This window comes from Brevibacillus sp. AY1, assembly GCF_029870785.1.
Lineage (GTDB): Bacteria > Bacillota > Bacilli > Brevibacillales > Brevibacillaceae > Brevibacillus > Brevibacillus invocatus.
Window position 1 is genome coordinate 1 of record NZ_JAFLPN010000043.1, and the last position, 17399, is coordinate 17399.

Sequence of the window (17399 nt, forward strand, 5' to 3'; positions counted from 1 at the left end):
GAGCCTTAGTTGCACTTATACTATCTTCCGCTAATCTTTTTAGCGCTTTAGCGCACTTAAACTTTCCGACAGTATAAAAAAAAAACGAAAGCATATTCTCGCCATTGCGGCAAAAATATGCTTTGCATCCCATACAAAGCGGAGAGAGTGGGATTCGAACCCACGCACGCCTCACGACGCCTAACGCATTTCGAGTGCGTCCCCTTATGACCACTTGGGTATCTCTCCATATCGTTTATCGAAACATTATTTAATATAGCAAAACTTATGCCCAAATGCAAGTGTAAATCCCTGCCACCCCTTGATTTGAACCTGCCAATAGGACAAACTAGTAAGAGCATGCATAACGGGCAATTGCCCTGTCATTTTCTCCAAAATAGGGCTCTATCCCTTCTCACTAAAGTACATAAAAGAAACGAGGAACATAGATGAAACGTGAACGTTTGGACAAAGTGCTTGCCAATATGGGTTTTGGCACACGCAAGGAAGTAAAGGCCCTCGTAAAACAAAAGGTTGTTGTTGTAGACGGGAAAGTCGCAACTGATCCTGGAATGCACGTCATACCGGAAGAACAGGAGATCGTCGTTGATGGCGAGGAGCTCAACTACAAGCGTTGGGTCTACGTCATGCTGAACAAGCCCCCTGGAGTCGTTTCCGCGACGGAGGACAACCTGCACGAGACTGTTGTGGACTTGCTTCCGTACGAATGGGCGATCAAGGTGCATCCCGTGGGACGTCTGGATATCGACACCGAGGGGTTGCTGCTTTTGACCAACGATGGACAGTTTTCACATAGCTTGCTCTCTCCAAAGAAGAAAGTGGAGAAGGAATACTTCGCCCGTATCGAAGGAAGGGTAACCGAAGAACATGTCCGAGAATTTGCCAAAGGCGTGGAGCTGGACGATTTTACGACCATGCCTGCCAAGCTGGAGATTCTTTCGTCTGGAGAAATTTCCGAGATTCGCGTCACGATTATGGAAGGAAAGTTTCATCAAGTGAAACGCATGTTTGCCGCCTTTGGATTGCAGGTCATCTACCTGCAGCGTATCCGCATGGGTCCGATCCCGCTCGATACCACCTTAGAGCTGGGCGAATACCGGGAACTGACCGAAGAAGAGCTGGAGCTGCTGCGCCAACACATCCAAAAGGCAATCGAGTAGGAGGGGGTGCCTATCCCCCGTCCCCTCACACCACTGTACGGTATACGGTAGAATATTGCTGTATTCACCTTTTCGGCTTTAGGCTCCAGAAAGAGAGAACGATATGATAAAAAATTTCCTGTTTGCAATAAACTTGATTATCACCATGAGTGTATTGACGGGATTCTATTCGAAATCAACCGACACGTTGCAACAGTCATTGAATTCACACCTTATTCCCGTATCAAACATGCAGCTTCCTTCAAAAACCATCATCGGATTTGGTGAGGCTACGCATGGCAACAAGGAATTTACCACGCTAAAATCAGATATTTTCAAACATCTTGTGGAAAAACAAGGATTCCGCGTATTTGCCATAGAAGGCGATTTCGGCGGAGGACAAAAGGTCAATGAATACATTTTAGGAGGAAGCGGAACTGCACAGGAAGCTGCAAAAGCAATCGGATTTACGATTTACCATACGCAAGAAATGGCAGACCTTCTATCGTGGATGCGCTCCTATAATGAGCATCAGGATACAAAAGACAAAATTCATTTTTATGGTTTTGACATGCAACGCTATGACCATAACAAAAACGGGCTATTCTCCTATTTAAAAAAAGTGGATCCCACACTTGCCTCCAAGTACGAGACTGCCCTTACGAATCTGAATGATAAAACGGTTTACGATCAAAAGCCGGCCTATGTACAGGAGGGGCTCGCTCATATTCAAAACTTGATGGAGCGGATGAGAGTAAACAAATCCGTTTATGCCGCAAAAAGCACGGAGAAAGAATTTGAGTTGGCTCTGGCGTTTGCAGAGGCTATCAAGCAAAACGCTACACTGCGCGGAACACATGCAAACTATAACAATGCCCGCGATTCCTACATGGCGGAAAAAGTACTATGGATTTTATCATTTGAAAAGAAATATTACGGTCGTGAAAATATGTTCATTACCGGACATAATGGACACATTGAAAAAACCTCCACTACCGCGGGAACGACGACCTGCATGGGAGCCTATCTCGCAAAGACATTAGGGGACCAATATTACGCCATAGGAAGTGAATTCTACGAGAGCTCCTTCCTAGCTAATGATGCCATCACCAACGAGCGAAAAGCGTTTACTGTAAAAAATAGCGGGAATAATCGGCTCGCTGTTCTTTTTGCTCAGACCAACATGCAGGATGGCTTCCTGGACTTTGCAACGGCAAAAAATGATGATCATTTCCTCGCCTATCTGAATAAAGCCCAACCCATCAGTGCAATAGGCGCAGTCTTTAGTGGATGGTATGGGAAAATGGAAAAGATATATACGTTACAGATGATTCCGGCAAAAGCCTTTGATGCTATCCTATTCGTACGAGCCGCTACTCCTTCGGTCATGATAACGAATGAAACGAATTAACGAAGAGAATGCCCTTCCGCTGATGCAGAAAGGCATTCTCTTTCCATTTTTATTCGTCAACAGAGCCAGCCCGCTTTTTGCGCAGACTGCGAAAAAAATCCTTCAGCAATTGCCCGCACTCTTCGGCAAGCACACCCTCTACTACCGGAACCTGATGATTAAAGCGAGGTTCCTCCAGCAAATTCATCAATGTCCCGGCACAACCTGCTTTGGGATCGACTGCGCCATATACCACCTGCTCGACCCTGCTTTGCACGATGGCTCCAGCGCACATCGGGCAGGGCTCCAGTGTGACGTACAAGGTGCAGCCGATCAGACGCCAGCCACCCAATCGTTCACTGGCCTCCCGAATCGCGATCATTTCGGCGTGGAGAGTAGGATCTTTGCGGGTTTCCCGCAGGTTGTAGCCTCGACCTACAATTTCCCCGTCGCGAACGATCACAGCGCCGATCGGTACCTCACCGATTGCAGCGGCCTTCTGTGCTTCCTCCATCGCAGCACGCATGTACGTTTCATGTGCCTGAAGTTCCATCACTTTTCTTTGAAGACTCCTTCAAAAACCGTTTCTTCCAGCGGACGGCGGGAGGATGGCTTTTCCCGCTCCTGGAAGGCTTCAGACAATGCTTCCTTTTCACCCTGATAGCCCACCGCGATCACGGCGTGGAGCTCATATTCAGCTGGAATACTCAGCACCTCGCGCGCTTTTTCCGGGTCAAAACCACCCATCGCATGCGTGACCAGACCCTGACGAGTGGCTTCCAGCGCCAGATATCCCCAAGCTGCTCCTGCGTCGAAAGCATGGGAGCGGAGATGAGTTTCACGCGAGCTGATCGTTTTGGACATGACGAGAACGAGGACAGGTGCCTTTTCACACCATGCGCGATTGCCCTCCGCGATAAATGGATAGAAACGCTCTCTATCTTCTTGTGTACGGGCAAAAATAAAGCGCCAAGGCTGTTCGTTGCTACCAGATGGAGCCCAACGCGCCGCTTCAAACAAGCTGAACAGCACTTCATCTGGTACCGCGTCAGTTTTATAGGAACGCGGGGACCAACGATTCAAAAAGACAGGATCGATATCATGTCCTGCTTGTCGATTTTCTTGTACCTGGGGTAAATACACCTTCGTCATGCTTCGTGCCTCCTGATTTCATTTTTTCATACATCAATCGGGATAGGGAAAAGCTGATCTATAATAAGGAACATTCGTTCTTATTATCACTCAAGTGCCCAAACAGCCTGATGCTACACGCACCGCATGAGGCAAACATTCTTCATAATTCATTGTAAAAAAACTGTTATTTGTTTATTCATGAGCTTTTTTGTCCTTACCCGTTCACATACTCTCCGAGAGATTACATACATTAATGGTGTAAGGAAACTGGATGCAAGTGACAGTGAGCCTCGTTTTGGAGGGATGGGAGTGGGCTTATCTTCGACTAACAACCTGTTTGAATCTTTTCACAGCCCTACCAAAGGGCAATTAACCAAAGATGATGTGTTCTCCCTGATAGAACAGACCATCGCTTCCAATAAAGGCTCCTTCGAGATTATCGTGGGTGCCGATTCCCAGCTGAAAAGTCGCGGCACATTCTTTGCTCTGGTCATCACCGTCATTCGGCCCGGTCATGGCGGATCGTTCTTTTATCACAAGTTCCAGGAGCAGCGCTACTCCTCACTGCAGCAACGCATTTTTCAGGAAGCGGTCTACGCAGTAGGTTTAGCCACCGAAGTACGCCAATACCTTCGCGACCACGATCATGACACACCTGTCCGTCTCCATTTTGACATTGGTGCGAATGGACCTACTCGTAAGTTTATCCAGTCTCTACTCAGCTTAGCAGCATCGAATCAGTTTCGCGCAGAAATCAAGCCTCATTCCTTCTGTGCTTCCACCATTGCCGACAAGTTTACCCGGTAGCCAATGGCCATACACACAGCGGAGCGCTGCCTTAGCGTAACCGCTATTTTTCTGTCATGTTCAAAGGATTCGTGATACCGTTCATGAAATCCTACTTTTTTAACCTACAGTAACTGCAAAACCTGCACTTTGCTTTATTCTTCAAGCTATGAACGTTGTACATTCATCTCTTCCCGTAATTTCTGCTCAAAAAGCAGCAAGCGAACCACAAAGTCGTCGCAAGCTGCCTTGCTTTGTGGCGCCATCATCTGAATTTCATACTCAATCGTCTTTTTCCAAATTTCCAGCTGTCGCAAATTTGCCTCATACGGCTTCACTGGTTTCACTCCTTACCTGCCTTCTATCTTTATTTTGCTGTTTTAGCAAAACCGATGCGCATTAGAAAACTTGGCGATTGTAAAATAAATCCTGCAGGTCACACCCGAGCTTCCTGGCCAATATGGGCAAATGAATGGCTTTGAAAGCATACTCGCCCTTCTCATATTTTTGATAGGCAGAGGCGTTTTTGAAGCCCAAAAACTCTGCCATGTCCTGTTGAGTCCAACCACATTCCGCTCTCCGTTTGGCAATAAACGCAAGATTGATTACTTCCACTTCCATTTGCTATTCTCCCCCTCTTGTAAAAATAGCAAACTCCTAATTAAAGTCATCATATCGTTTCCATTTTAACAAAGTCAATACAATTTTTGTTATTTCGACAAACTTGTTTTTTCCGTTTTGGAAAATTGATAAAATAATATTGCCATAACGGAAAGGTGGTTCCAGCATGTCAGTGGTTGGTAAACGAATCAAATGGCTTCGCGAACAAAAAAAATGGTCCCAGCTCCAACTGGCTGAGAAGCTGGGGATTCATAATACGGTTCTGTCTCGTATCGAATCCGGCGAGAAAAAAGGTGTCGATTATTATCTTATCTCCCATGTAGCAGACATATTTGAAGTCTCAACAGATTTTCTTCACGGCAAAACGGACAACCCCGCTCCCTTTTGGCAACATGCATCCGTTCGAGAGACACAGGCACCCTTTTTTGATCTGCAAGGTTTGAACGAAAGTGATCTGGCAGAGATAAAAAATCACATCGAATACCTGAAATGGAAAAAGAAAACCCCTCAATGAGGGGTTTTATTCGTCTATGGCTGCATGATCAGCGTCCAGCTCGATCCATTGCTGCGACCAGCTTTCAATTCCCTTCAAGACCGGCTCCAAAGCACGGCCTTTATCAGTCAGCGAATATTCTACGCGTACGGGTGCTGAATCCGTAAAAACTTGGCGATGCACAAGACCTTCCTTCTCCAAATCCTTCAAGCGTTCAGAGAGTAGCCTTCCGCTTACCGGCAAAGCTCCTTCCAAGGCACAAAATCGCTGAGGCCCGGAAAGCAATTGATACAATATGAGCCCCGTCCAGCGTTTGCCTAGTAGTTGCATGCCTTTTTCAAACCTGGGACAGAGGGAAGACTGTTTCATAAAATCACCTCATTCTCCTTCCAGTATACCGCTCTTTTATGATTCCTTCAAAACGTATGATGAGAATGGAGTGTAAATAACGAATCTTGTCTTCATCCACTAGGAATAGAGAGGGTTGACAACTCTAATTATTATTGTATACTTACTAACGAAAAGTAATCTTATTATTAAACATAAACAATTAGGAGGCCATTATGAATAGTCGTTTTGAATGGAGTGCTCTTATCCTACGCGTCATTGCAGGGATTACCTTTTTTATCCACGGAATTGCCAAGTTCCAGATGGGATTGGATAACGTGGTCGGATTCTTCGGCAGCATGAGTCTGCCAGCCTTTCTCGCATATGTGGTTACACTTCTGGAAACCATTGGCGGTCTTGCCCTGATTCTTGGATTGGGTACCCGCATCTTCTCTGGGCTGCTGGGTATTGTCATGGTAGGTGCCATCTTCACTGCAAAGCTTGGCGGTGGATTTATGGGAAATGGAACAGGCGCTGGATACGAGCTCGACCTCGCCCTGTTGGCTATGCTGGTTGCATTGGTTATCAGCGGTAGCTCGCTGTACAGTGTTGACCGGGTATTCTCCGGGAAAAAAGAAGCTGAATGAGTAACATCAAACTGACGTCTACACAGTAGAGGATTGTGCTACTATTTTATATGTCATGACATACATGTTATAACAAGTTTTTTGGGGAGGGTGATTTCTTGAAGCTTGATGATGCATTGGGATTTGCTATCAATAACACGGGACGAAGCATGAGCCGCATTCTGACGAGTGCCTTCCATTCCTATGAGGTAACACCGGAGCAATGGTCGATTCTGAAGCGCTTGGAAGAAGAAGACCGGATCACAATCAAGGAGCTAAGCAAGCGTGTAGGAAAAGATCAGGCAAATGTCACAAGGATTTCTGATCTGCTGGATCGCAAAGGCTTCATCCAAAAGATCTCGAACCCGGAAGATAAACGTTCATCGCTAGTCTGTCTGACGGAAGAGGGACACAGCATCGTTCGCCAGCTGGACCCGATCGATGAGCGCGTAAATGATATCGCCTTACAGGATTTGACGGAGAATGAGATTGAGCTGTTAAAAAAGTTGTTAGCCAAAATTAGAGAGAATATTAACGCGGAGCTGCATGGATAAAAAACTCTATCATCCGCGGGGATAGGAGAGATTACATTGCAACGACAGCCCCTATGGCGTAGGGACTTCCTCAGTATTTGTCTCAGCAGTTTGTTTTTGTTCATCACGTATTACGCCTTGGTGGCTACACTGCCTGTCTACGTCATGGAGGTCTTGAATGGCGGTGATCGAGAAGCTCTCGTTTGCCTATAGTGGATTGCTATCTTTTATTCCTGTCTATGCGAAAGAACAAGGCATGGTGGAGACCTCCAGCTACTTCTTTGTGATTTATGCCATTATGATTGTCATTTCCCGCCCCTTTACCTCCTGAGCCAAGCACATAGTCCGGTCATGTTTTTGGTGGCGAGCGGCGTGATTGGACTCGGCTATGGCAGTGTTTTCCCCAGCTTTCAAGCCATCGCGATCAAATCCGCTCCAAACGAGCGCAGAGGATTGGCAACGGGTACCTACTTTCTTTTGCTTGATACCGGTATGGGGGTTGGCTCATTCGTACTGGGAATGATCGCATCGGCCATGAACTACAGCTTTATGTACGTCGTTTCGTATTATACCTTGCATCATCGGAGAGCTGTGATCAGGAAGAAACGAGAGGGCTTGCAGGTTTTGAACCAGCAAGGGTAATCGTTCCACGCAAACCAAAAAAGCTTCGTTCCCAAAGAGGAATGAAGCTTTTCATTTTTTGAAGCTATACATCGATTTTCCTTGCTTGCACAACGTCCTGATTCACCCGATTTCTCGGCGGCTTTCCTATTACTCCCTGGATCAGATTGGCCGCAGCCAGCTCAGCCATCCGTGTCCGAGTCTGAATGGACGCACTGCCGATGTGTGGCAGCGTGACCACATTGGGCAAAGTCAGAAGCGGATGATCAGGACTGACTGGTTCCTGCTCAAATACATCAATTCCCGCTGCCCAAATCTTGTTTTGTTTCAATGCCTCATACAAGGCTGCTTCATTTACAATGCCGCCACGTGCAGTATTGATGAGAATCGCCGAATTTTTCATCAAGGACAATTCTCTTTCCCCGATCAGGTTCCGGGTCTCTTCCGTATACGGTGTCATCACACAGACAAAATCGGATTCACGCAACAAGCTGTCTAGATCGGCATACTCGATTCCCCATGTTTTTTCCGCTTCTTCCTTGCGACTGCGATTGTGGTAGAGGATACGCATGTCAAAGCCTTTTGCCCGTTTCGCCAGCGATTCGCCGATCCGGCCCATGCCAATGATCCCGAGCGTCGCCCCATAGATATCCTGACCGGTTAGCAGCATCGGGGACCATGTTTTCCAGCTTCCCTCGCGCAGAAAGTCAGATGCTTCCACAATTCTGCGTGCGGTGGCCATCAACAAAGCAAACGTCAAATCTGCAGTGGTTTCCGTCAGTACACCGGGCGTGTTGGTCACGAAGATACCTTTTTCGGTGGCTGCGTCTACATCGATGTTGTTATAGCCAACAGCCATATTGCTGATGACTTTTAATTGCTTCGCTTTTTGCAATAGTGCCTCGTCGATCGTCTCCGTCAAGAGACAGAACAAACCGTCTATGTTTTCTATTTTTTCTTCCAATACAGCGCGTGGGACAGGTATGTCTTCCTCCTCCCACATCTCTACCTGACAGACTTCGCTGATCTTCTCCAACGTGCTATCGGGAATTCGTCTCGTAATATATACGCTTGGTCGCAAGGTACACCATCCTCTCTGGAAAATTTGCTATACGAACCGCTTCATGAACCGGATTATCTGCTCCACTCGCTCCTGTGCCCATCCTTCTGCCTGTTCCATGGCCTGCTCAAGGCTACATGGCTTAGGCACGATCGAAAACCCTGCTAGCAAACCAATCTCATCCATCTGCTCACTGGTCAGCTCCATGCCTCCACAAATCGCGATAGTTGGTATCTGATAAGGCTTAGCTTTTTTACATACGCCAGCAATGACCTTGCCAGCCATCGTTTGCTCATCCAGCTTCCCTTCACCCGTGATGATCAGATCGGCTGCTTGTATTTTTTGCTCAAAATGAATCGCATCCATGACAAGCTCAATACCAGATTTGAATTCTGCATGAAGAAATGCTAATAACGCAGCCCCCATCCCGCCAGCAGCCCCGCTTCCTGGCAGATGACGCACGTCAATACCGAGTTGCTTTTCGACTACGTCAGCAAAGCGGGATAGCGCCATATCCAAACGCTGTACCATCTCTGGTGTAGCACCCTTTTGCGGTCCGAAGACAGCCGAAGCGCCATTGGCACCACATAATGGGTTGTTCACATCGCTGGCAATGGTAAAGGTAGACTCCTGCAGCCTTTTGTCCAGTCCGGAAAGGTCTATGTATGAAAGCTTTTCGAGTGAAGCCCCGCCTTTCGGTAGCAAAACTCCATCCTGATCGTAGAAGGTAGCCCCCAACGCTTTCAACATGCCTGCACCACCGTCATTGGTAGCACTCCCGCCCAAACCAATGATGAATTTCCGATAGCCTGCGTTAAGGGCGTGTAATACCAGTTCTCCTGTTCCGAAGCTGCTTGTGATGAGCGGGTTTCTCTCATCGGGCTTCAATAGCGGAAGACCGGAAGCCTGGGCCATTTCGATAATCACTGTGGCATGGTCGCCAAGGATGCCATAGGCTGCACGAATGGGCCTTCCCAACGGGTCGTTTACCTGTACGAGTCTGGTTTCGCCTTGGGTCGAGTAAACCATATTGTCCACGGTTCCTTCCCCGCCATCTGCCAATGGGAGCTCGATCACATCAATCTTCGGGTCCGCGGCATGAATGCCCCTGCACACCGCAGCGCATAGGTCACGCGCAGATATGGAGCCTTTGAAGGAATCTGGTGCTACTACAATCTTCATTGCCTTCCCCCTCTTACTTCAAAATAGATGGCAGCCAGAGAGTTATCTGCGGTAAATAGGTTACCAACAGGATATCAATAATTAAAATCAAATAAAACGGCAGCATCGATTTCATGATTTGTTCGATACGTAATCCGGCAATCTGGCAAGCGACGAATAAGTTCACGCCTATAGGTGGCGTAACCATGCCAACAGCCAGATTTACAATGATGATAATTCCAAAATGTATGGGATCAATGCCAAATTGCATCGCAACAGGAGTCAAAATTGGTGCAATAATGACAATGGATGCCCCTGTCTCGAGAAACATCCCGACCAACAGCAAGAGTAGATTGACGAGCAATAGGAAGACGATAGGACTGTCAGAAATAGAGACAAACCAGTTGGCGACAAGACTCGGAACCTTTTCTGCCGTAAGCACCCAACCGAGCAATCCTGCATTTCCGATAATCAGCATGATAACGGATGTCGATAAAACCGAGCTGCGCAAAATTTCCATCATTTTCGTCTGATTGATGGTACGATAAACAAACAGACCGAGGACTAGCGCATATCCGACAGCGACTGCTGCTGCTTCTGTAGGTGTAAATATCCCGCCATAGATTCCTCCGAGAATGATGACTGGCATTAACAGAGGCAATACCGCCTTGCGTAGTGCATCCCATCTTCCCTGCCAGCTCATCATTTTTGCTTCCGCCTCTTGCTCTTCTGCGCTCAGCACTTGTTGACCGTAGCCATTTCGCTTGCTCACGAGATAGATCACCAGCATGAGTGAGAGGCTGATGAGAAGCCCAGGACCAATACCCGCCAAAAATAAATCTCCGATCGAGATCGCTGTTCCTGCACTCAATGCAAAGATGATCATAGGGATGGAGGGTGGAATGATGACACCCAGCTCACCTGAAACCGCCTGGACAGAGGTCGAAAATGGTTTTGGAAATCCTCGCTTGACCATAGCTGGGATGAGGATGCTGCCGATCGCTGCGGTCGTCGCGGCACTTGACCCGGAAATAGAGGCAAAAAACATCGCTGTCAATACGGTCACCATACCCAATCCACCCGTCATGCGACCCACAATCGAATTGGCCAGGTTGATCAAGCGTTGCGATATCCCGCTGTACTCCATAATGTTACCGGCAAGGATAAAGAACGGAATGGCCATCAACGGAAAGGAGTCAAGGGAGGAAAATACTCTCTGGATCACGACTTGCAAAGATATTCCGCTGTCCATCATGGCGAAGATACTGGCCAATCCCATGGAAAAGGCGACCGGAACACCTAGCGCAAACAGAATGAGCAAACTAGAGAATAAGATCCCCGCCATGCTTCTCCTCCCCTTTCTCTGTAAAGATTTCAATCAGGACAACCACGCTATTCAGAAATGCCAGAATCGCTCCGACCGGAATCGCAGCATAGGTCCAGGCAACCGGAATGTCCATCGCCCCTGTGCTTTGTCCCACCAGATTTGTCATGATTCCAAAGCCGTATTTGATCAGAATGAATAATAGAACGAGATTAATCAGGACAGTGATGACTTCCAGCACTTTTTTTACCTTTTTGGGGACAAGCTGCTGGATGATTTCAACAGAAATCAAAAGCCCTTTGCGTAAAGCGATCGCTGTTCCCAAAAATACAATCCAAATCATCAGGTAACGAGATAACTCCTCTGACCACACAAGTGGGTTTTTCAACACATAGCGAGCGAAAACCTGATATATCGTGAGCAGGGAAATCAATCCGAAGATGATGGCAATCAGATTAAAAATCCAGAGGTTCATGCGATCTGCTACTGCAATTACATGTCTCATATGTCCTCCTCGTAACGTAGCATGCTTACATTCATTCTCAATCACCCCCGCATGTATCCATCCTTCATTACATACAGGGATCATCGAAAATTGCGTAGAGGAGGGGGAAAGGCTGCCCCTTCCCCCAATGTTCGTGTATGTTTATTTGGCTGCCAGTACCTTTTCGTACAGTTCCTTGATTTCTGGGAATTGGTTGTCTACGAATCCTTCCAGCTTGGCCTGGAATGCTGCCAGATCGGGCTCAACCAAAGTCATGCCTTCCTCCTGCAGCTTGGTCAAAAACTCGCTGTTCCCCTTGTCTACTTGTTCGATAACATACTTTTTGGCTTGTCCATTTGCTGCTTCCATCAGAGCGTTTTGTTGTTCAGGACTTAGCGAATTGAATTTTTCACCGCTGATGACCATCGCGATCGGTTCACGAACGTGCTCCGTCTTGACCAGGAACTTGTTTACTTCACTAAATTTAGACGAATAGATCAGGGACAGCGGATTTTCCTGTCCGTCAATCACCCCTTGTTGAATGGCTGTGTACACCTCGCCAAATGCCATCGGAGTCGGTGCTGCCCCCAGCTGCTGGAAGGATTTCACAAACACAGGACTTTCCGGTACGCGAACCTTTAATCCACTCAGATCTTCAGGCACCTTCACTTCTTTGTTCACAGTCAGCCAACGAGCACCGCGGTCCCAATAAGTTAATACCTTATATCCCGATTGCTGTTCGATCGTAGCAGATATCTCTTTACCTACTTCACCGTCATACACCTTGTTAAAATGCTCTTGATTGTCAAACATGAAAGGTACTGTAAAAATCTTCGCAGCATCAGAGGAACCGGACAGAACACCCGCACCCCCGATCCAAATATCAGCTGTGCCTACCTTCAACCCTTCAAGAAGGTCCTTGTCTTTCCCTAATGTTCCATCGCCAAATACTTCAATTTTGACGGAACCATTGGAGAGCTTTTCCACTTCCGCTGCAAACTGCTCTACCGCTTGTGAATGGATTTCGGCGGATGTCCAGACATGGCCCAATTTCAGCTTCACCGCAGCAGCAGTCTCCGCCGGTTTACTTTCACCCGCTGCCTGCTGGCTGCCCCCTCCATTCGTTGCTGGTGATGAAGAACAACCAACCAGCAAAGACAATGCTACTGAAAAAACACCTGCTGCTTTCATCCACTTCTTCATATCTATCTCTCCCCCATTTTTCGATTAATCGTATTGGAAGTACACGACCTTCAATTCTGTAAAGAAATCTTTGTTGGTACTGCCAATCGAATAAGCGCCGAACCCGGATTGTTTTACACCACCGAATGGCATATAAGCTGCACTGGCTGTACCGTGATTAATATGAACCATCCCGCTCTCGATCTGTTCAGCAAAACGATATGCGGATGAAAGGTTATCCGTGAAGACAGATGCGGCAAGCCCATACTCGACAGAATTGGCGATCTCAAACGCTTCCTTCTCATCTTCAACCGCAATGACGCTCAATACCGGCCCAAAAATCTCTTCCTTGGCGATTCTCATATCCGGAGTCACCTGGTCAAACAGGGCGGGTGTCATGTAACTGCCATGCGCATACTCACCTTCCGAAAGAATCTCTCCGCCCGCGAGCAGACGTGCTCCTTCTTCCTTGCCGATTCGCAGATACTCTTGAACAGAATCGAGATGGCTTTTGTTAACGAGTGGTCCCATGTTGGCCTTCTGTTCCCAGGCCGGACCTACTGTGATCAGTCGGATTTCTTCCAATAATGCCTTTGTTAAAGCTTCGGCCTGTTCTTTCAGTACAATGACCCGGCTGATTGCCGTACAACGTTGACCGCTGCAAGCAAAAGCCGCACCGACAATCTGCTTTGCTGCATTTGCCAGATTGGCGTAATCGAGAACGACTGCCGGATTTTTTCCGCCTAACTCCAGCTGGGTTCGCACCAACCGTTTGGCAGCGATTTCATGGATCGCCACTCCTTGCTTGGTCGATCCTGTAAAGCTGATCCCTTTTACCAGCGGGTGTTTTACAAGCGGATCTCCCACATTCGACCCGCTGCCAATCACCAGATTGACGACGCCTTTTGGCACCCCCGCTTCGGCAAGCAGCGAGAACAGCTTGGTCGTTGCCCACGGTGTATTTGAAGCCGGTTTGAATACAACGGTGCATCCGTAGGCGAGAGCAGGTGCTATTTTTCGAACAGGTGTGACAACAGGGAAATTCCACGGAGCGATGGCGGCAATGACTCCGATCGGCTGGCGTATCGTCGAATTCCACACGTGAGTCCGCTCACCGGGTAGAGTCTCTCCGTCCATGCGAATCGCATCCCCTGCTGCAAAGCGAGTTTCCTTGGCAGCACGAGCAACCTCTCCGCGAGATTCCGCCAGTGCTTTTCCCTGCTCAGCCGACAGCATGTAAGCCAGTTCGTCGATATCCCGCTCCAGCAAATCGGCAAACTTCATCAGGATCGCACCACGATCTGGCGCAGGCATTTTCGACCAGGATTTGAACGCTTCGTTGGCTGCTACAACAGCTGCATCTACATCGGTCTCTGTAGAATCCGGAAAATAACCGAGCAACTGCGATTTGCGGGCTGTGTGGTACAGTGGAACTGCTTTTCCATTGCTGCTGTCAACCCATTGTCCATTGATGTAATTCCCGTACGTTTTCCCCGCGTGTTGGTCCAGCCAAGTCAGCATGTCGTGTTGAGACACTGCAATTTCCCCTTTCCAGCTTTTCTAGTATGAAAATGATCAAACTTTCCTTTAATCCTTTTTCATGGCTGCTCTGCAGATTTGCTTCAGGTCTTCCAAGGTCGGTTTGCGTGGATTGACGGGAACATTGCCTGACAGCATGGCTTCTTCGGCAATAAAACCGAGGTGCTCTTCCTTCAGTCCGTAGTCTGAAAGCGTCTGCGTGATCCCGACATCCTGTTTCAACTGTCGAATCGCCACGACGGAACGCTCTGCGGCTTCCCGGTCACTGAGATGCTCGACCTTCTCCCCAAAAATCGATGCGATTTCCGCAAACTTCTCCAAATTGCCAATCAGGTTAAATTGCATGACTTCTGGCAGTAGAATGGCGTTTACCGTGCCATGAGGAATCTTGAAATGAGCCCCAAGCGGAATGGCCAAAGCATGAGCAAGTCCCAAGCGAGTTGAGTTAAAGGCCATCGCTGCAATCAGGCTGGCGAGCAGCATATCGTGACGCGCCTGCAGGTTATCCCCTGCAACGACCGCTACACGCAGGCTTTTCGCAATCATTTTCATCGCCTGAATGGACATCCCCTCGGAGATGGGCTGAGTCGCTTTATTCACATAAGACTCGAGAGCATGCGTCAAGGCATCCATCCCTGTTGCTGCGGTCACGTGCGACGGCAAGCTGATTGTCAGTTCAGGGTCGCAAAGCGCCAGTGTCGGACAGTTGTATGTACTGCCAACGCTCAATTTCACATTTTCTTTCTTGTCCGACAGTACAGACCAGATCGTCAGCTCGCTTCCCGTCCCTGCTGTAGTAGGCACGGCAATGACCGGAGCGGCTTGATGGAGTACCTTGTTGATGCCGACATAATCACGGATATGCCCAGGGTTCGTCAGCATCGTTCCGATCGCTTTGGCTGTATCCAGCGAACTGCCGCCTCCCACCCCTACGACGAGGTTGCAGCCTTCCGCTTTGGCTATGTCAGTTCCCTTTTCTACCGAGGAAATGTCCGGATCAGCTTCGATCTCTGAAAAAATCACATAGGGAATGTCAGCCTCTTTCAATGGTTCTTCCAATCGCTCGACGACACCGGCAGAGACTACACCCGGGTCTGCTACGATCAGTACCTTGTTGCCTCCCAAGGCCTTCACATGGTCTGCAAGCGAACGAATGGAACCGTTTCCAAATTCGATGGCTGTTGGAATTTCATATCGGAATACGCGATTTAGTTGCATGGATGAACCCCCTGTTATTTCGCCTTTTCAAATTCTGCTAGTGCCAAATCGACTCCGTAAGTCTTTCCGATTGCTGTGAGTTCCTCGACTACTTTTGGTTGTAGTTCGATTCCAAATTCTTTACGCTCTAGGCTGCGACGGTGTTCCAACTCGCCAGGAATCAAGATTTCCTGTACCCCAGGTGCTTTCGGTTCTTGCTTGATCTCCTGGATGTACTGATCCATCCGCGCTTTAAACTGCTCGACAGGAATGAACCGATTGATGTCTACCGCGATGAAAACATGGCCGACGTTTTGTGACTCCTCCCAGTTTTCGTACATATTATTGACGTATTTGCCAAATCCGGCCCCTGTTAAGACACCCGATAAAATATCGATAAACATGGAGATCGCGTAGCCTTTCGGACCCCCTACCGGTAAAACAGATCCTTCCAGAGCAGCTTCGGCATCCGTTGTAGGATTTCCGTCTTTATCGATGGCCCAGCCCAATGGGATTGGCTCCCCTTTTTGTGCAGAAACGATAATTTTGCCTCGCGCTACCACACTTGTCGCCATATCCAGAATAAAGGGCAGCTCTTTTCCACTTGGGACACCGACTGCTAGAGGATTGGTTCCAATGAAAGGTCTCACGCCACCAGTTGGAGGCATCGTCTGTGAGGCGTTGGACATGACCAGCAAAATCATATCCTGCTCGATGGCCTTCTTGACGTAGTAAGCTCCGGTGCCAAAATGGTTGGATCCTTTTACGCCGACAAATGCAGCACCATGCTTCTTGGCTTTTTCCAATGCCAGGTCCAATGCCTTCGTGCCGATCACAGAGCCAAAGTTGTTCTGGCCATCTACCAAAATGGTCGCTTCGCTCTCGTTCACCTTCTCCACGGCAGCAAAGGGGTCAATCATACCTGCTTCAATGCGCTTTAGGTAGATCGCCGTCCGCACCACTCCGTGCGATTCCACTCCTCGCAAATCTGCCTGAACCAGAGAATCGGCCACAATCGCTGCCGACTGTGCGGGTACACCCGCTTTGATAAATACCTGCTCACAAAAATGTTGTAGTCCTTCCCAGCTGTATCTACTCGATAATGCCAACAAATTCACAGCCCTTCTGCTTTAATGTCTCATCCACCCATGTACGATCTACGGTTCCGTCTGCAATAGAGGCAAGAATGGCTTCTTCCTTTGCTTGTTGAGCTTTGACCAGCGCCAGAACCTCTTCAGCCAAATCCGCTGGAACGACAGCTAATCCATCTTCATCCCCAACGATGATATCCCCGGGATGCACGACCATTCCTCCTACCGAGACAGGAACGTTAATCTCTCCTGGGCCGTCTTTATAGGGTCCACGGTGGGTCACTCCTCTTGCATATACCGGGAACACGTCCTGTTTAAAGGCTTCGGTATCGCGGATTGCCCCATCTACCACAAAGCCGCTCACCCCGTTTTTCTGAGCGATTCGAAGCATGATCTCTCCGACAATCGCGTTCGTCAAATCACCACCTGCATCGACGACAATGACATCTCCAGCTTCGGCCATGTCGATCGCCTTGTGCACCATCAGGTTGTCGCCTGGTCGAGTTTTTACGGTTAGAGCAGTCCCGACCAGCTTTCCTTCTTTATGATAGGGCGTTAATCCGGCAGCCACGCCATGCATCCGATTGAGGTTATCGCTGATATGAGGAGTAACTACGTGCCGAAATTGTTCTACAAGCTCCTTCGCAGGGCGCTTGCTGATTGGAAATACTCGAAAGCCGATGTTCACCAT

The 17399-nt window shown here is 48.3% G+C and carries 22 protein-coding genes and 1 tRNA gene; 8 read left to right on the top strand and 15 right to left on the bottom strand.

Translation table 11 applies throughout. The features are described from left to right. Positions 1–139: 139 nt before the first annotated feature. A tRNA-Ser gene (locus JZI27_RS21510) sits at positions 140–228 on the bottom strand. 200 nt (positions 229–428) lie between these two features. On the opposite strand from JZI27_RS21510, the gene JZI27_RS21515 reads away from it, so the two are divergent. Then, positions 429–1160, top strand: a complete 732-nt coding sequence (locus tag JZI27_RS21515; protein ID WP_280209231.1) for a pseudouridine synthase — start codon at positions 429–431, stop codon at positions 1158–1160. Between the two features lie 103 nt (positions 1161–1263). Beyond that, positions 1264–2550, top strand: a complete 1287-nt coding sequence (locus tag JZI27_RS21520) for an erythromycin esterase family protein (protein WP_280209233.1) — start codon at positions 1264–1266, stop codon at positions 2548–2550. Between the two features lie 49 nt (positions 2551–2599). On the opposite strand, the gene tadA is transcribed toward JZI27_RS21520, so the two are convergent. Together tadA and JZI27_RS21530 are read right to left on the bottom strand one after the other, a co-directional pair. Beyond that, positions 2600–3082: a tRNA adenosine(34) deaminase TadA gene (gene tadA / locus JZI27_RS21525; protein ID WP_280209249.1), complete on the bottom strand. Its 483-nt coding sequence runs from the start codon at positions 3080–3082 to the stop codon at positions 2600–2602. Next, positions 3082–3681 carry a nitroreductase family protein gene (locus JZI27_RS21530; protein ID WP_251244219.1) on the bottom strand — a complete coding sequence of 200 codons (600 nt, stop codon included), beginning with the start codon at positions 3679–3681 and terminating at the stop codon, positions 3082–3084. Before JZI27_RS21530 ends, tadA begins: the two co-directional genes overlap by 1 nt. Before the next feature lie 285 nt (positions 3682–3966). Between JZI27_RS21530 and JZI27_RS21535 the strand changes: the two genes are divergently transcribed. Continuing rightward, complete coding sequence (locus JZI27_RS21535; protein ID WP_251244220.1) at positions 3967–4470, top strand: ribonuclease H-like YkuK family protein; 504 nt, start codon at positions 3967–3969, stop codon at positions 4468–4470. 146 nt (positions 4471–4616) lie between these two features. On the opposite strand, the gene JZI27_RS21540 is transcribed toward JZI27_RS21535, so the two are convergent. Together JZI27_RS21540 and JZI27_RS21545 are read right to left on the bottom strand one after the other, a co-directional pair. Next, complete coding sequence (locus tag JZI27_RS21540) at positions 4617–4787, bottom strand: hypothetical protein (protein ID WP_183185076.1); 171 nt, start codon at positions 4785–4787, stop codon at positions 4617–4619. Positions 4788–4848: 61 nt separating this feature from the next. Beyond that, positions 4849–5070 carry a helix-turn-helix transcriptional regulator gene (locus JZI27_RS21545; RefSeq protein WP_276531792.1) on the bottom strand — a complete coding sequence of 74 codons (222 nt, stop codon included), beginning with the start codon at positions 5068–5070 and terminating at the stop codon, positions 4849–4851. A 166-nt stretch (positions 5071–5236) separates the two neighbouring features. Between JZI27_RS21545 and JZI27_RS21550 the strand changes: the two genes are divergently transcribed. Beyond that, on the top strand, positions 5237–5584 hold the full coding sequence (locus JZI27_RS21550) for a helix-turn-helix domain-containing protein (protein WP_122909436.1): 348 nt from the start codon (positions 5237–5239) through the stop codon (positions 5582–5584). Between the two features lie 6 nt (positions 5585–5590). Here the strand turns inward: JZI27_RS21550 and JZI27_RS21555 are convergent, their stop codons facing one another. Further along, the gene (locus JZI27_RS21555; RefSeq protein WP_251244221.1) at positions 5591–5932 is read right to left on the bottom strand and encodes a winged helix-turn-helix transcriptional regulator; all 342 of its coding nucleotides are present in this window, start codon (positions 5930–5932) and stop codon (positions 5591–5593) included. Between the two features lie 194 nt (positions 5933–6126). Here JZI27_RS21555 and JZI27_RS21560 point away from each other — a divergent pair, with 194 nt between their 5' ends. From JZI27_RS21560 to JZI27_RS21575, 4 genes are all read left to right on the top strand, one after another. Next, positions 6127–6537, top strand: coding sequence for a DoxX family protein (locus JZI27_RS21560; protein WP_122909438.1), 411 nt, complete (start codon positions 6127–6129; stop codon positions 6535–6537). A gap of 98 nt (positions 6538–6635) precedes the next feature. Beyond that, positions 6636–7070 carry a MarR family winged helix-turn-helix transcriptional regulator gene (locus JZI27_RS21565; RefSeq protein WP_251244222.1) on the top strand — a complete coding sequence of 145 codons (435 nt, stop codon included), beginning with the start codon at positions 6636–6638 and terminating at the stop codon, positions 7068–7070. Positions 7071–7227: 157 nt separating this feature from the next. After that, positions 7228–7380: an MFS transporter gene (locus JZI27_RS21570; RefSeq protein ID WP_148038755.1), complete on the top strand. Its 153-nt coding sequence runs from the start codon at positions 7228–7230 to the stop codon at positions 7378–7380. 41 nt (positions 7381–7421) lie between these two features. After that, a complete protein-coding gene (locus JZI27_RS21575; RefSeq protein WP_122909439.1) occupies positions 7422–7691 on the top strand; it encodes a hypothetical protein in 270 nt (89 codons plus the stop codon). Positions 7692–7755: 64 nt separating this feature from the next. Here the strand turns inward: JZI27_RS21575 and JZI27_RS21580 are convergent, their stop codons facing one another. The 9 genes from JZI27_RS21580 to JZI27_RS21620 all read right to left on the bottom strand — a co-directional run bounded on the left by JZI27_RS21580 (position 7756) and on the right by JZI27_RS21620 (position 17399). Next, entirely contained in the window at positions 7756–8751 is a 996-nt protein-coding gene (locus JZI27_RS21580; RefSeq protein ID WP_280209236.1) for a 2-hydroxyacid dehydrogenase, read from the bottom strand. Between the two features lie 27 nt (positions 8752–8778). After that, positions 8779–9912 carry a glycerate kinase gene (locus tag JZI27_RS21585; protein ID WP_280209237.1) on the bottom strand — a complete coding sequence of 378 codons (1134 nt, stop codon included), beginning with the start codon at positions 9910–9912 and terminating at the stop codon, positions 8779–8781. Between the two features lie 13 nt (positions 9913–9925). Further along, positions 9926–11236, bottom strand: a complete 1311-nt coding sequence (locus tag JZI27_RS21590) for a TRAP transporter large permease (protein ID WP_280209238.1) — start codon at positions 11234–11236, stop codon at positions 9926–9928. Next, positions 11214–11720, bottom strand: a complete 507-nt coding sequence (locus JZI27_RS21595) for a TRAP transporter small permease (RefSeq protein WP_251244225.1) — start codon at positions 11718–11720, stop codon at positions 11214–11216. Before JZI27_RS21595 ends, JZI27_RS21590 begins: the two co-directional genes overlap by 23 nt. Before the next feature lie 141 nt (positions 11721–11861). Then, a complete protein-coding gene (locus tag JZI27_RS21600) occupies positions 11862–12902 on the bottom strand; it encodes a TRAP transporter substrate-binding protein (RefSeq protein WP_251244226.1) in 1041 nt (346 codons plus the stop codon). 24 nt (positions 12903–12926) lie between these two features. After that, positions 12927–14417: an aldehyde dehydrogenase family protein gene (locus JZI27_RS21605; RefSeq protein ID WP_280209241.1), complete on the bottom strand. Its 1491-nt coding sequence runs from the start codon at positions 14415–14417 to the stop codon at positions 12927–12929. Positions 14418–14468: 51 nt separating this feature from the next. Continuing rightward, a complete protein-coding gene (locus JZI27_RS21610) occupies positions 14469–15638 on the bottom strand; it encodes an iron-containing alcohol dehydrogenase (protein ID WP_122909445.1) in 1170 nt (389 codons plus the stop codon). Between the two features lie 14 nt (positions 15639–15652). Then, the gene (locus tag JZI27_RS21615; protein ID WP_348521384.1) at positions 15653–16729 is read right to left on the bottom strand and encodes an Ldh family oxidoreductase; all 1077 of its coding nucleotides are present in this window, start codon (positions 16727–16729) and stop codon (positions 15653–15655) included. After that, on the bottom strand, positions 16710–17399 hold the full coding sequence (locus JZI27_RS21620; protein ID WP_280209243.1) for an RraA family protein: 690 nt from the start codon (positions 17397–17399) through the stop codon (positions 16710–16712). The genes JZI27_RS21615 and JZI27_RS21620 overlap by 20 nt, the downstream gene beginning before the upstream one ends.

What these genes read in the sequence shown, in the direction of transcription:
- JZI27_RS21530 (WP_251244219.1), bottom strand. Translation starts at nt 3,681, where the DNA reads ATGACGAAGGTGTATTTACCCCAGGTACAAGAAAATCGACAAGCAGGA.
- JZI27_RS21520 (WP_280209233.1), top strand. Translation starts at nt 1,264, where the DNA reads ATGATAAAAAATTTCCTGTTTGCAATAAACTTGATTATCACCATGAGT.
- JZI27_RS21610 (WP_122909445.1), bottom strand. Translation starts at nt 15,638, where the DNA reads ATGCAACTAAATCGCGTATTCCGATATGAAATTCCAACAGCCATCGAA.
- JZI27_RS21535 (WP_251244220.1), top strand. Translation starts at nt 3,967, where the DNA reads ATGGGAGTGGGCTTATCTTCGACTAACAACCTGTTTGAATCTTTTCAC.
- JZI27_RS21560 (WP_122909438.1), top strand. Translation starts at nt 6,127, where the DNA reads ATGAATAGTCGTTTTGAATGGAGTGCTCTTATCCTACGCGTCATTGCA.
- JZI27_RS21585 (WP_280209237.1), bottom strand. Translation starts at nt 9,912, where the DNA reads ATGAAGATTGTAGTAGCACCAGATTCCTTCAAAGGCTCCATATCTGCG.
- JZI27_RS21515 (WP_280209231.1), top strand. Translation starts at nt 429, where the DNA reads ATGAAACGTGAACGTTTGGACAAAGTGCTTGCCAATATGGGTTTTGGC.
- JZI27_RS21595 (WP_251244225.1), bottom strand. Translation starts at nt 11,720, where the DNA reads ATGAGACATGTAATTGCAGTAGCAGATCGCATGAACCTCTGGATTTTT.
- JZI27_RS21550 (WP_122909436.1), top strand. Translation starts at nt 5,237, where the DNA reads ATGTCAGTGGTTGGTAAACGAATCAAATGGCTTCGCGAACAAAAAAAA.
- JZI27_RS21590 (WP_280209238.1), bottom strand. Translation starts at nt 11,236, where the DNA reads ATGGCGGGGATCTTATTCTCTAGTTTGCTCATTCTGTTTGCGCTAGGT.
- tadA (WP_280209249.1), bottom strand. Translation starts at nt 3,082, where the DNA reads ATGGAACTTCAGGCACATGAAACGTACATGCGTGCTGCGATGGAGGAA.
- JZI27_RS21570 (WP_148038755.1), top strand. Translation starts at nt 7,228, where the DNA reads ATGGCGGTGATCGAGAAGCTCTCGTTTGCCTATAGTGGATTGCTATCT.
- JZI27_RS21620 (WP_280209243.1), bottom strand. Translation starts at nt 17,399, where the DNA reads ATGGTGAACATCGGCTTTCGAGTATTTCCAATCAGCAAGCGCCCTGCG.
- JZI27_RS21600 (WP_251244226.1), bottom strand. Translation starts at nt 12,902, where the DNA reads ATGAAGAAGTGGATGAAAGCAGCAGGTGTTTTTTCAGTAGCATTGTCT.
- JZI27_RS21555 (WP_251244221.1), bottom strand. Translation starts at nt 5,932, where the DNA reads ATGAAACAGTCTTCCCTCTGTCCCAGGTTTGAAAAAGGCATGCAACTA.
- JZI27_RS21545 (WP_276531792.1), bottom strand. Translation starts at nt 5,070, where the DNA reads ATGGAAGTGGAAGTAATCAATCTTGCGTTTATTGCCAAACGGAGAGCG.